We start from the raw sequence: 13225 nt of genomic DNA on the forward strand, positions 1-13225 counted from the left end.
TGCTAGCGAACATGACCTCGATCAATCTGGCCGATCGGTCGGTCGACCTCGGCGAATGGGCGGCCTCGACCCCCGATGCCGCCGAGTCGTTCGCGCGATCGGTGCGTGCGTGGCTCGACGAGAATCTGGCGGGCGAGTTCGCTCACCTGGCCGGTCGTGGTGGCCCGGGCAGCGAGCACGAGTTCTTCGAGGACCGGCTCGCCTGGGACCGTCATCTCGCGCAGGCCGGCTGGACCTGCCTCGGCTGGCCCACCCGCTACGGCGGTCGCGGCGCGACCCTGGAGCAGCGGATCATCTTCCATCAGGAGTACGCGCGCGCCAACGCGCCCGCCCGGGTGAACCATCTCGGCGAAGAACTCCTCGGCCCCACGCTCATCGAGTACGGCACCGAGGAGCAGAAGGAACGGTTCCTGCCGGGCATCGTCAACGTGACCGAGTTGTGGGCGCAGGGCTACTCGGAACCCGGCGCAGGCTCCGACCTCGCGGGCGTCGCCACCTCGGCGGTCCTCGACGAGGACCGCGGGCAGTGGATCATCAACGGCCAGAAGGTCTGGACGTCGCTCGCGCATGTCGCACAGTGGGTCTTCGTGATCGCGCGCACCGAGAAGGGCTCCAGTCGTCACCAGGGACTGAGCTTTCTGCTGGTCCCCATCGACCAGTCCGGCGTCACCGTGCGGCCGATCCAACAGCTCACCGGCACATCGGAATTCAACGAGGTGTTCTTCGACGACGCCACCACCGACGCCGACTTGATCGTCGGTGCGCCGGGCGAGGGCTGGCAGGTCGCGATGGGCCTGCTGCAATTCGAGCGCGGCGTGTCGACACTCGGTCAGCAGGTCGGCTTCGAGCGTGAGCTGGAGAACCTCATCGAGGTTGCGAAAGCCAATGGGGCCGTGCGTAACCCGGAGATCGCGTCGCGTCTCACCCGGGCATGGCTCGGTCTCAAGGTGATGCGCGCCAACGCCCAGCGCACCCTGGCGGGCGACATCGTCTCCCAGGCAGGGGCCGCCTCGGTGTCGAAATTGCTGTGGGCCAATTGGCATCGGGATCTGGGGGAGTTGGCGATGGCGGTCGTCGGTGCGCCTGCACTGCTCGGTCCGACCCACACCACCGAGGGTGCGGCCAACGACATCACCGATCCCGATCACGTCGAACTCGACGAATGGCAACGTCTGTACCTCTTCACCCGCGCCGACACCATCTACGGCGGCTCGAACGAGGTGCAGCGCAACATCATCGCCGAGCGCGTGCTCGGCCTACCCCGAGAGGCGCGCGCATGAGCGAGCAACGTCCCATCTCACCGCTGGCCACCCCGCCGGAGGAGATCGGCGGACACGATCTGCTGGCGGGCAAGAAGGTGGTCGTGACCGCAGCGGCGGGCACCGGTATCGGTTTCGCCACCGCCCGACGGGTCCTGCTCGAGGGTGGCGACGTCCTGGTCTCCGATTTCCACGAGCGGCGACTGGGTGAGACCGTCGACAAGCTGTCGGCGGACTTCCCGGAACGCCAGGTGACGTCCTTCGTGTGCGACGTCTCGAGCACCGATCAGGTGGATGCGCTCATCACGTCGGCCGTCGATCAGCTCGGCCGCATCGACGTCCTCGTCAACAACGCGGGCCTCGGTGGCGAGACGCCCGTCGCGGACATGACCGACGAACAGTGGGACCGCGTCCTCGACATCACCCTGAACAGCACCTTCCGGGCGACCCGCGCCGCGATGCGGTACTTCCGGGCGGCGGAGCACGGTGGGATCATCGTGAACAACGCGTCGGTCCTCGGTTGGCGCGCACAGCGCGGACAGGCCCACTACGCCGCCGCGAAGGCCGGTGTCATGGCGCTGACCCGATGCGCCGCCGTCGAGGCCGCCGACTTCGGTGTCCGTATCAACGCCGTCGCACCGTCCATCGCGCGACATCCCTTCCTGGCCAAGGTCACCAGCGACGAACTGCTCGACGAACTCGCCTCCCGCGAGGCGTACGGGCGCGCGGCCGAGGTGTGGGAGATCGCCGCGACGATCGCGATGCTCGCCAGCGACTACACCACCTACCTGACCGGTGAGATCGTCTCGATCTCCAGCCAGCGGGCCTGAACCCGAATATCCACCAGGAGAACAGATGTCCACACCACAGGCATACATCGTCGACGCCGTCCGCACGCCGGTCGGCAAGCGCAACGGTTCCCTCGCGAAGGTCCATCCGGCCGACCTGGGAGCGCATGTCATCTCCGCGATCGTCGAACGCACCGGGATCGATCCCGACGTCGTCGACGACGTGGTCTTCGGCTGCGTGGACGCGATCGGCCCGCAGGCGGGCAACATCGCGCGCACCGCGTGGCTGGCCGCGGGGATGCCGCTCGGCGTGCCCGGGACGACCGTCGACCGTCAGTGCGGATCGTCGCAGCAGGCCATCCATTTCGCCGCCCAGGGCGTACTGAGCGGTACCCAGGACGTGGTGCTCGCCGGTGGTGTGCAGAACATGAGCGCTATTCCCATCTCGCAGGCCATGATTGCCGGCCAGGAGTTCGGATTCACCACGCCCACAGCCGAATCCGTGGGCTGGCAGAAGCGTTTCGGCGACGCCGAGGTGTCGCAGTTCCTCGGTGCGAACGCCATGGCCGAGAAGTGGGACATCAGTCGTGAGGACATGGAACGCTGGTCGCTGGGCTCCCATGAGCGCGCTCGCGCCGCGATCGCCGCGGGCCGCTTCGACAACGAGTACGTCCCGCTCGGCGACTGCGTCGTCGACGAATGCCCGCGCGAGACATCGATGGAGAAGATGGCCGGGCTGCAGCCGCTCGCCGAGGGCTCCCGGCTCACCGCCGCCGTCGCCTCGCAGATCTGCGACGGCGCCTCGGCCACGCTGGTGGTCTCCGAGAAGGCGCTCAAGGAGTACGGACTGACCCCGCGGGCCCGCATCCACCATCTCTCGGTGCGCGGCGACGATCCGGTCATGATGCTCTCCGCGCCGATCCCCGCGACCGCCTACGCGCTGGAGAAGAGTGGCCTGGGCATCGACGACATCGACGTCGTCGAGATCAACGAGGCCTTCGCGTCCGTCGTGCTGGCCTGGCTCAAGGAAACCGGTGCCGATCCGGCGAAGGTCAATCCGAACGGCGGAGGAATCGCGCTCGGACATCCGCTCGGCGCGACCGGCGCGAAGTTGTTCGCGACGCTGCTCAACGAACTCGAGCGCACGGGCGGACGCTACGGCCTGCAGACGATGTGCGAGGGCGGCGGCACCGCCAACGTCACCATCATCGAACGCCTGGGCTGACCCCTTCCCGCTGGTGAGCCGTGTCTTACCGCTGGTTGAGCAGCGTCGAGCCGCCAGGCGAGACGCGTGTCGAAACCACGCGCCGCGGCTTGGTTTCGACACGCGTCGGGCTCGCTGCGCTCGCGCGGCGCTGCTCAACCGGCGGCGGGAGCTCGGCCGGCTCCCACAGAATCTGACAACATTCGTACCCATGGTGGTCACGGCCGTGTGACCTGACGCATACTGGTATGCGACAGAAATTTCTGTTTGTTCCAAGCCGTGATCCTGGAGGAAGTATGACCAAACCAGCCGACGTGACCGTTGGGCAGGCCGGACGGGTGTCGTCCGAGGCCCACAGCATGACCGAGCTGCTGGAAATCCAGCGCGCGGCCTTCCTGCGGGACGGCATCCCGGATGCCACCACGCGTATCGACCGCATCACCCGGCTGGCCGCTCTGCTGCTCGACCACGCCGAGGAGATCGCGGAGGCTCTGGAAGCGGACTTCGGTAGCCGTCCGCGTGAGCTGTCCATCGCCGCCGACATCGCGGGCTGCCAGATCGACCTGGCCCATCAGCGCCGTCACGTCGCGAAGTGGATGAAGGAGACGAACGTCGCCAAGGTCCAGGGCGCGCTCGGCTTCAAGCAGCGTCTGCGTCACGACCCGCTCGGCGTCGTCGGCATCATGGGCCCCTGGAACTTCCCGTTGCAGCTGACCTTCGTGCCCGCCGGCTCGGCGTTCGCCGCGGGCAACCGGGTGCTCATGCGTCCGTCGTCGATCACCGCCCGCACCACCGACGTGATCGCCAAGCATGCGCCGCAATACTTCTCGATCGAGGAGTTCGCGGTCATCACCAGCAAGCACGGTTCGGGCTCGGACTTCGCGAAGCTCACCGTCGACCACATGTTCTTCACCGGCTCGCCGGAGGTCGGCGCGTCCGTGGCCGTGGAGGCGGGCAAGAACCTCGTTCCGGTGACGCTGGAACTCGGCGGCAAGAACCCCGGAGTCGTCGACATCGATGCCGACATCGACAAGGCCGCCAAGCTGTTCGCGGACGCGCGTGTGGTCAACGGCGGTCAGGTCTGCCTGTGCCCGGATTACGTTTTCGTCCCCGAGGCCAAGGTCGGCGAGTTCACCGACAAGGTGCTGGCCCGGTGGCGTGACAAGTTCCCGACGATCCGTTCGAACCGCGAGTTCACCTCGACGATCAACGAGAAGAACTACAACCGGATCGTCGGCCTGATCGACGACGCGGTGAACCTGGGTGCGACCAAGCATCAGGTGATCCCGGCCGGCGAGAACCTGCCCGACGCCGAGACCCGCAAGATCCCCCCGACGCTCCTGACCGGTGTCAAGGCCGGCATGAAGGTCGAGGAGGACGAGGTCTTCGGTCCGGTGCTCACGGTGTACCCGTACCGCCAGCAGTCCGAGGCGATCAGTCACATCACCGCTCACCCGCACCCGCTGACGATGTACTGGGCCGGCGACGACAACGAGCGCTTCCAGAAGCTCGTCGACAGCACCCGCAGTGGCGCCGTCAATGTCAACGACTTCGCCAGCCACCTGTTCAGCGGCGGTCTCCCGTTCGGTGGTGTGGGCAAGAGTGGCATGGGTAACTACCACGGCCACTTCGGTTTCCAGACCTTCAGCCATGCCCGCGCGGTGACCGTGTCGACGATGCCGTTCACGGTCGCGGAGATGATGTCGCCGCCGTTCACCAATCGCGACAAGAAGATGACAAACGGTCAGCTGAGCCTGTGGAGCAAGCTCAACAAGCGCGCGATGAAGAAGAACAAGCGCTGACGGTGTGACGCACTGCCTTGGCCGGGACCGCGATGTGCGGTCCCGGCCAAGCGCTTGTTTGGTTCCTTGCTAGGCTGGGCGAATGGCACCTCGTGGCGGCACCGCAACCGGATCGTCGCGGCGCGACGAACTGCTCGCGACCGCGGGCAAGATGTTCGCCGAACAGGGACTGCGCTCGACCACCGTCCGGGACATCGCGGATGCGGCGGGCATCCTCTCCGGCAGTCTGTATCATCACTTCGACTCCAAGGAGTCGATGGTCGACGAGATCTTGCGCGACTTCCTCGACCAGCTCTTCGCCCGATACCGCGAGATCGCCGCGGCATCGCTGAGCGCGACGGAGACCCTGCGGCAACTGGTCGTCGCGTCCTTCGAATCGATCGACGCGCGCCGCAACGCGGTGGCGATCTATCAGGACGAGGCCAAACGTCTTGCCGCGCAAGATCGTTTCGATTACATCGGCGAGCGCAACGCCGAGTTCCGTGAACTCTGGCATGCCGTCCTCCGACGCGGTGTCGACGATGGCGAGTTCCGGGCCGACCTCGATGTCGAGCTGGCTTACCGATTTCTTCGCGACACCGTCTGGGTGGCCGTCCGCTGGTATCGCCCCGGCGGCCCGATGACGGTCGACGACATTGCCGGCCAGTACCTGTCGATCGTGTTGGACGGCATGTTGCCGCGCTGAGTCGGCACCTTCCGTCCACCGCGCCGAGCCTGTCGTCCGGGCAGTGGATGATCGCATGACAAAGGGTGACGCGGCACATATGCGTCATGCATTACTTGAATCGTGGTCGGACCTCCATATTTGGATAAACTGAAGTAACGCTTTCGAATCTCATGTGACCTTTCGTGGGTAATCAATTGTCGACCGGTAATCCATCGGGCGGTCATTCATTCGACCTACGTGGGTAAATGGGCTGGAATTCAGTCGTGGGTGTGGTGTAACAATCATGCGGAACATTGTTGGGCATATTTCTGCTCAATTGGCATTCGCGAGGGGGACACCGCACCGATGAGTCAGCCACCTGTCAAACGTCGGGCGCGCCATGCCCTGAGGTCCGGCGATCGTCGATCTCCGGTACTGACGACCGTTACGTCGGCCGTGCTGGCGGCCGCTCTCGCGAGCGGTGTCGGTGCGGGTGCGGCTTCCGCGGTCGAACAGGGCGGTACGACGCCGGAGCAGGGGGCTCCGGAACAAGGTGGCACCACGCCGGAACCGAACGCTCCCGAACAGGGTGGGACCACACCCGCTCCCCCGCCTCCGCCGCCCGCGAACGTTCCCGGTCGCGGTTCGATTCCGGCGCCACCGCAGGAGGCGCCCTACCAGCCGTACACACCCGAGGTGACGCCGCAGTACGACGATGCCTACAACCCCGTGCCGAACGGCCCCATCACCCCGCCGAAGCGAGCTGCCCCGGTGCGTCCGATCGCACCGCCGCCCAACAAGATTCGAGTCGGTAACTTCATCACGCCGATCCCGCGCGGGATGAGCGACCGCGACGTGAACTCGATCAACGCGTGGTCGGCCTATGGGGAGGCGAAGATCGCTCAGAATCTCATCGCCGTCGGCGTGCCGGAGGACAAGGCCACCAGGCAGGCCGCCGCGACGATCATCGGTGTGATGATCGGTGGAACCGCGGGCGCCGCCGCGCTCAGCCTTCCGGGTGCAGCGGGTGGCGCACTCGTCGGCATTCCTGTCGGCGCAGTGGTCGGAGGGCTCTCCGGACTGCCCTTGGGGCCTGCGGGCATTGTCGGAGGAGCAAGCATCGGTTTGCTCGCCGGTCCTGTCGTTGGCGGTGTAGGCGGTGCGGCTGCGGGAGCGACGGTCGGCGGAGTGATCGGCGGAACCTTAGGCGGTGCGGTGGCATACGCCCTGGGGGCTGGCGACCCAGGTGCACAGCCGAAGGAGCCGTGGAAGCGTGATCGTCCGCGGGCACCGCAGGCCGAGCCGCAACCGAATCCGGGTGCGAACCAGTTCGAATTGAGATTGCCGACGCAGAATGCGTCGCGGATGGGGCTGCCCTCCGTTGATTATGTGGTGAAAGTCAATGGAGATGTGCGCGGAACAGTCGGCGGTCATACGTTCGGCTGGAGCGCGGAGCAGGCTGCCGGACCGTATAGGGTGCTCGGGTCGGGTATCGAGAAGGCTTCACGTCAGCTCACGAGGCAGGGTGTTGCGCAACTCCAGGCGGTAGTGCCAGGAATGCGAGTCGACTGGCCGCAAGAGAATTCGAAATAGCACGAATCGCCGGCATAGAGCAGGTAAGGGGTGTCGTTAGTGAACACAGGTATTAAGAAGTCGATCTCGCGTCTGACCATCGTCGTGATGGGTGTCGCGTGCGCGATCATCGGCATTACTCCCGCCCAGGTCGCGGCCAAGCCCGGTCCCGCACAGCTGATCTGGTCGACTCCGGCCGGTGAGAACATATGGGCCGTTGGCGGTAACAGCGGCTGCCGTGGGCCGATACGGGTGACTCTGAAGACGGACCCGCGGCAGAAGGGCACGGTCCTGGCGACTTTCACGCCGGGCCCGTTTGTTGGTGACGGACCATCCTGGCGGCGCAACCCGGTGTGCACGATCGATGTGAGGGCCGCCTTCGGCTTTATTGAGTACTACAACCCTCGGTGGCGTCACATGGGGACAGTGACCGCAGGGCCCAGAGGAGGGAAGTCCCTGAGTCGAGCGCTGCGTCCGGGCTCCGGAGTGCAACTGCTCTCCTTCCAGGGCCCCGGGCCAATAGCGTTTCCCAACTGGGCATTCGTCGTAGTGCCGTAGCTCGGGCGCCCTATCGGCTGCTCGGGCCGGGCATCGAGAACGCGGCGAGGCAGTTGACCAAACGGGGCGGGCGAAGCAATTGCAGTCTGTTCTCCCCGGGGTGCGAGTCGACTGGCCACAGGAGAACGAGACCACTGTTACAGACAGATGAGTGCCACCAGAGGAGTCGTTGTCATGGTCGGAATCAAGGGATCGATCACCAGAGCAGTCGTGATGTTGGTTGCGGCTGCTTCGGTAGCGATCGGTGTCAATGGGGCTCCGGCAGCCGCCAAGCCCCGCCCGGCTCAGGTGTTGTGGACCGCATACACCGACCAACTGTGGGGGGTTGGTGCCAATGGGTGTACCGGATTCATCCATGTGGTTCTGAAGACGGATCCGCGCGAGAAGGGCGCGGTCTGGGCGACGCTGATTCCGGGCTCCTTCGTTGGTGCCGGACCCGGCTGGCAGCGTCGACCGGTATGCACAGTTGATGTGTTGGCGAGCATGAATCCCGGTGAGTACTGGACATTCCGGCGAACCCACGTCGGGACGGTCATTGCCGGCCCGAGGGGCGGAAAGCCGGTTACGAAGAAGCTGCGCCCTGGCTCCGGAATACCGGCCTTGTTCTTCTTGAGCGCCGGAATCACTTACCCCATCGGGGCGGTCGTGGTCGTCCCGTGACCTCGAAGTGCGTCGCGAAAATGACGTGCTTCGTCGCCGACAATGGCACCCGTTGGCTGCGACTACCGCGCCTCGGACGCGATCGGGCAGCCGTGTGCCAGAGGGCGCAATAGCTGATCACTGTTATAGAAGTGTTCGAGTTCGACGATCCGCAGGTCGTCGGTCAGGCGCACGACGGTGGTGCCGAACATCTCGATGAGCTCGCCGGTCGGCTCGTGGTCTCGATACTCGCCGTCGAAGTGACCCCAATGCCGCCAGGTGAAACTGACTGTCGGTGGGCCGGACAGCAGTTCGGTCAGCTCCCAGAAGAATCCGCCGGGCAGTGCGGTGTGGAATCGCGAATGGGAGGATTCGAAGCTCTCGGATTCGGTGTCGTAGAACATGCTTTCGCCGATGAGTACGTTGTAGCTGCCGATCCGCACGATGTCGTCTGCGGTCGCCCAGGGGCCGCCATTGACCCGCGTACGAAAATTGGGGACGTCCATGGATACCCAATCCGCGGCGTTGCCTTTATGCGACACCTCCATTTCGAAGACCTGGACGAGCGACTCGACGGTGGCCTCCAAGGACCCGGGTTCGTGCCGGGTAACACGCTCGGCATCCATGCGTGGCTCGAAGTCCGCGTAGTCCGGGTGGCCGCCGCGCCACTGTCCTGGATCTGCGGCGGCGATCACGGCCGTACGGCCCTGTAGCCATAGGGGTGCATCGGTTGTGGAGGTCATTGTCATGCCCCTTCGGTCGGTGTGTTCGGTCCCCGCCCGGCGCTCAGACTACCGATTCGGAGGCGTGGTCGCCGAGATCGAGCGCACACCGCGGGTTGCTCGAAAAGTGTTGATGGGCAACAGGTTCGATGCCTGAGCACGTAACTATGGAGCGCACGGCTGCCACCTCGGGCGTCGGCGTCGCAAGCGCGTGGACGCGGGGTCGACTCCGCCTTTCGTGGGCCGGTGTGAGCCGGCGGGTGCACGCGATGCCGATCCCTGCATAACCTCCGCAAGATAAGGTAGCCTTACCTTGCTTCTCGGGCGTCGAGATCATACGGTTCTTGCATGACGACCGTCGCGGACACACCGCAGACCACCACGGCCGGCGAAGATCCTTCGGAGGCGCCCGCAGCTCCGGACCGGCGAGCCGAGGCCAAGGCGAAGTCGGCTGCATTGGCCGATCTTCTCGCGCCCGTACGAACGCGCACGATCATCGCTCAGCTCATCCAGGTGATCGCGTCCGCGGCCTCGGTGGTGCCGTTCATCGGCATCGTCGAATTGGGCCGTGCCCTGCTCGCTCCCGGTCCCGTCGACACCGGGCGGGTCTGGGGTGTCGTGGGCCTGATCGTCGGCGGGCTGGCCGCCCGTGCTCTGCTGAGCTTTCTCGCGTTGGCGGTGACACACTTCGCCGACCTCGATCTCCAGGCGAGTCTGCGCGTCCGTATCGCCGACAAACTCGGGCGGCTACCGCTCGGCTGGTTCAGCCGGACGAGTTCCGGTGCGGTCCGCAAGTCGGTGCAGAGCGATGTCTCCGAGCTTCACTATCTGGTCGCGCACGCGAATGTGGAGACGACCTCGGCGGCGGTCACCCCGCTGTTCGGTCTCGCGTATTGCTTCTACCTCGATTGGCGGCTCGGTCTGCTCGCCATCGCGACGCTTCCGCTGTACGCCCTCGCTTACGCGTGGATGACCCGCGACATGAGCACCCACATGCAGAAGATGGACGAGGGTGTCGCGAAGATCAGCGCCACCATCGTCGAATTCATCGCCGGCGTATCCGTCGTCAAGACCTTCGGTCAGACGGGCAAGGCGCATAAGCGTTTCGTCGATGCGGCCGACGAGTTCAACGATGATTTCGCCGGCTACATCGGCCCGATGCTCCGGGTCGAGGCCGTCTCCTCGGTATTCCTGTCGGCCCCGTTGATCCTGCTGGTGAATCTGGGCGTCGGTTACTGGATGGTGGACAGCGGTTGGGTCGAGCCGATCGAACTCGTCGGATCGACCTTGATCGCGATGGTTCTCCCGACGGCTTTGCTCACTGTTGCGACCGCCGTCCACACGCGTCAGCAGGCGGCGTCGGCCGCCCACCGGATCAGCGACCTGCTCGCCGAGCCGGAACTGCCCATCGCGCAGAATCCTCAGCGGCCCAACGGAAATGATGTCGAGATCGACGACGTGACGTTCACCTACCCGAGCAGGCTCGGCGGAAGTCCCGGCGTCACCGCGCTCACCGACGTGTCGGTGCGGTTGCCCGCGGGCACCCTGACCGCGGTGGTCGGCCCCTCGGGCAGCGGAAAGTCGACACTGGCCACCTTGCTGCCGCGCTTCGGCGACCCGGACAGCGGAGCCGTGCGGATCGGCGGCGTGGACGTCCGCGACATCGCGCCCACCGAGTTGTACCGCCACGTCGGATTCGTCCTCCAGGATGTGCAGCTGTTGACGATGTCGGTGGCCGAAAACATCCGCCTCGGACGCCCGGATGCCACCGACGACGAGGTCCGGGACGCGGCGCGCGCCGCCCAGATCCACGACCGGATCCTGGAACTACCCGACGGCTACGACACCGTGGTCGGCACCGGCGCGCACTTCTCCGGCGGTGAGGCACAACGGGTGTCGATCGCTCGCGCGCTGCTGGCCGATACCCCCATACTGGTGCTCGACGAGGCGACGGCCTTCGCCGATCCGGAGTCGGAGGCCCAGATTCAGCAGGCCATCGCGACCCTGGTGGCCGGTCGGACGGTGCTCGTCATCGCGCACCGCTTGGGCTCGATCACGCACGCGGACAACATCATCGTGCTCGATCACGGCAGGCTCGTGGAGCAGGGCACGCACGACGCACTGAGGTCGGCGGGCGGCCTGTACGCCGCCATGTGGGCTACCTACCAGGCCGGTACGACCCGGCAGGACGAGCAGATCGCGCGCACCTTCGACGGTGCCGCCGAGGACGCGGGGGACATCCGATGATTCGCGGTTTCTACACCATCCTGGCCTCCGAGCGCACCCGCATGACGATCTTCCTGGCGTGGGTCGCCACCTACGGCATCGCCCAGGGGCTGGCCATGCTGACGCTGGTGCCGATCGTCCGGCACCTCCTCGACGGAAACTTCGATCAGGCTGCGACATGGTTGTGGCCCTTGGCAATTCTCGTCGCCATCTGTGCGGTGAGCGCCTACATCCAGGCGATGAAGGGGATGCAGATGGCAGTCTTCGCCATGCGCATGCTCCATCACCGCATGGGGGATCACATGGTGACCCTGCCGCTCGGCTGGTTCACCCGTGATCGTGTCGGCGACGTGTCGCAGATCGCCGTCAAGGGCACCATGTTCGTCGGCAGCACGGGCGCCCACTACCTGACGCCGGTGGTCGCGAACACCGTCAGTTCGGTGGTCGTGGTGATCGGTATGTGCTTCTTCGACTGGCGCCTCGGTCTGCTGATGATCGCGGGTGCCGTGCTGTTGGCCGTCGTCGGACGAGCGTCGAGCGCGGCCCTGGCCGGCGCGGAGAACCGCAAGCGCGCAGCCACCGTCGACGTCAACAACCGGGTCCTCGAGTTCGCCCGCTGCCAGGCGGTACTGCGGGCCTTCGGTGACTCGGGTGCGCATCACGAGCCGCTTGCCGAATCGCTGAAACATCAGGCCACGATGGGCCGCGCGATGCTGTGGCGATCCGTTCTGGGCATCCTGTCGAACGGTGTTGCCGTACAGGTGGTCTTCAGTGCGGTGCTCGCACTGGGAGCCTGGCTGGCAGTGAGCGGCCGCATCGAGCCGGCCCTTCTCATCGCCGTATTCGGTCTTGCCGCACGCTTTTTCGGGCCGATCGGCGAACTGGCCGAACTCGGCTCCACGCTGCGGATGTCACGCGACGAGATCAACCGGATCACCGGTGTGCTCGATACCGAGCAGATGCCGATGCGTGACGATCCGCAGTCCGTCGTCACGCCCGGCCAGGTCGAACTCGATGGAGTGGCCTTCGGCTACGACCCGCAGAACCCGGTCCTCCGGGACGTCTCCTTCACTGCTCGTCCCGGCAGCATGACCGCACTCGTCGGGCCGTCCGGCTCCGGCAAGTCGACGATCTTCCGGTTGATCGCCCGCTTCTACGATGCCGAATCCGGTGGTGTCCGTGTCGGCGGCGTCGACGTCCGCGACCAGGACACGGCCACACTGATGGGTCAACTGTCGCAGGTCTTCCAGGACGTCTACCTGTTCGACGACACACTGTGGGAGAACATCCGGATCGGCCGACCGGATGCGACCGACGACGAGATCCGCGCCGCGGCGGAGACGGCCGGTGTGCTGTCGATCGTCGACCGTCTGCCGCACGGCTGGGACACGCCGGTCGGCGAGGCCGGTTCGGCGCTGTCCGGCGGTGAGCGGCAACGTGTCTCGATCGCCCGCGCGCTGCTGAAGAACGCCCCGATCGTCCTCTTCGACGAGGCCACCAGTGCACTGGACCCGGAGAACGAGGCGCACGTCGCGGCGTCGATCCGGGCGCTGGCCGACCGGGCCACGGTGCTGGTCATCGCGCACAAGCTGTCGACCGTGATCGCTGCGGACCAGATCATCGTCCTGGACGACGAGGGTCGCGTCGATGACGCGGGCCGCCACGATGACCTGATCGCGCGCGGTGGGCGATACGCCGAGTTCTGGCAGCAGCGCACCGCAGCCGCGGGGTGGACCCTCGCGACCGGGCAGAGCTGACCCGATCCCGTTCCCGCGCATCGGTTTCCGTTCCGCTTATTGGATCCAATAA

At 65.9% G+C, this 13225-nt stretch carries 10 protein-coding genes; 9 read left to right on the plus strand and 1 reads right to left on the minus strand.

Annotated features, from left to right (window positions below; all coding sequences use genetic code 11):
• Positions 1-11 precede the first annotated feature (11 nt).
• The 7 genes from AC4JJG_RS10645 (at position 12) to AC4JJG_RS10675 (ending at position 8489) form a co-directional block, all read left to right on the plus strand.
• Complete coding sequence (locus AC4JJG_RS10645) at positions 12-1280, plus strand: acyl-CoA dehydrogenase family protein (protein WP_495401145.1); 1269 nt, start codon at positions 12-14, stop codon at positions 1278-1280.
• Positions 1277-2089 (plus strand): SDR family oxidoreductase, encoded by an 813-nt coding sequence (locus AC4JJG_RS10650; RefSeq protein ID WP_495401146.1) that lies wholly within the window; start codon positions 1277-1279, stop codon positions 2087-2089. The genes AC4JJG_RS10645 and AC4JJG_RS10650 overlap by 4 nt, the downstream gene beginning before the upstream one ends.
• A gap of 25 nt (positions 2090-2114) precedes the next feature.
• Positions 2115-3272, plus strand: coding sequence for an acetyl-CoA C-acetyltransferase (locus AC4JJG_RS10655; protein ID WP_495401147.1), 1158 nt, complete (start codon positions 2115-2117; stop codon positions 3270-3272).
• A gap of 275 nt (positions 3273-3547) precedes the next feature.
• Positions 3548-5053 (plus strand): aldehyde dehydrogenase family protein, encoded by a 1506-nt coding sequence (locus AC4JJG_RS10660; protein WP_495401148.1) that lies wholly within the window; start codon positions 3548-3550, stop codon positions 5051-5053.
• An 82-nt stretch (positions 5054-5135) separates the two neighbouring features.
• The gene (locus AC4JJG_RS10665; protein ID WP_495401149.1) at positions 5136-5738 is read left to right on the plus strand and encodes a TetR/AcrR family transcriptional regulator; all 603 of its coding nucleotides are present in this window, start codon (positions 5136-5138) and stop codon (positions 5736-5738) included.
• Positions 5739-6065: 327 nt separating this feature from the next.
• Complete coding sequence (locus AC4JJG_RS10670; protein ID WP_495405766.1) at positions 6066-7292, plus strand: hypothetical protein; 1227 nt, start codon at positions 6066-6068, stop codon at positions 7290-7292.
• Between the two features lie 711 nt (positions 7293-8003).
• Entirely contained in the window at positions 8004-8489 is a 486-nt protein-coding gene (locus AC4JJG_RS10675) for a hypothetical protein (RefSeq protein WP_495401151.1), read from the plus strand.
• A 62-nt stretch (positions 8490-8551) separates the two neighbouring features.
• Here the strand turns inward: AC4JJG_RS10675 and AC4JJG_RS10680 are convergent, their stop codons facing one another.
• The gene (locus AC4JJG_RS10680) at positions 8552-9211 is read right to left on the minus strand and encodes a SnoaL-like polyketide cyclase (RefSeq protein WP_495401152.1); all 660 of its coding nucleotides are present in this window, start codon (positions 9209-9211) and stop codon (positions 8552-8554) included.
• Positions 9212-9538: 327 nt separating this feature from the next.
• On the opposite strand from AC4JJG_RS10680, the gene AC4JJG_RS10685 reads away from it, so the two are divergent.
• Together AC4JJG_RS10685 and AC4JJG_RS10690 are read left to right on the plus strand one after the other, a co-directional pair.
• A complete protein-coding gene (locus AC4JJG_RS10685; protein WP_495401153.1) occupies positions 9539-11437 on the plus strand; it encodes an ABC transporter ATP-binding protein in 1899 nt (632 codons plus the stop codon).
• Positions 11434-13173 carry an ABC transporter ATP-binding protein gene (locus tag AC4JJG_RS10690; protein WP_495401154.1) on the plus strand — a complete coding sequence of 580 codons (1740 nt, stop codon included), beginning with the start codon at positions 11434-11436 and terminating at the stop codon, positions 13171-13173. Before AC4JJG_RS10685 ends, AC4JJG_RS10690 begins: the two co-directional genes overlap by 4 nt.
• The last annotated feature ends 52 nt before the right edge of the window (positions 13174-13225 follow it).

It is taken from the genome of Gordonia sp. B8661-1 (assembly GCF_059427765.1).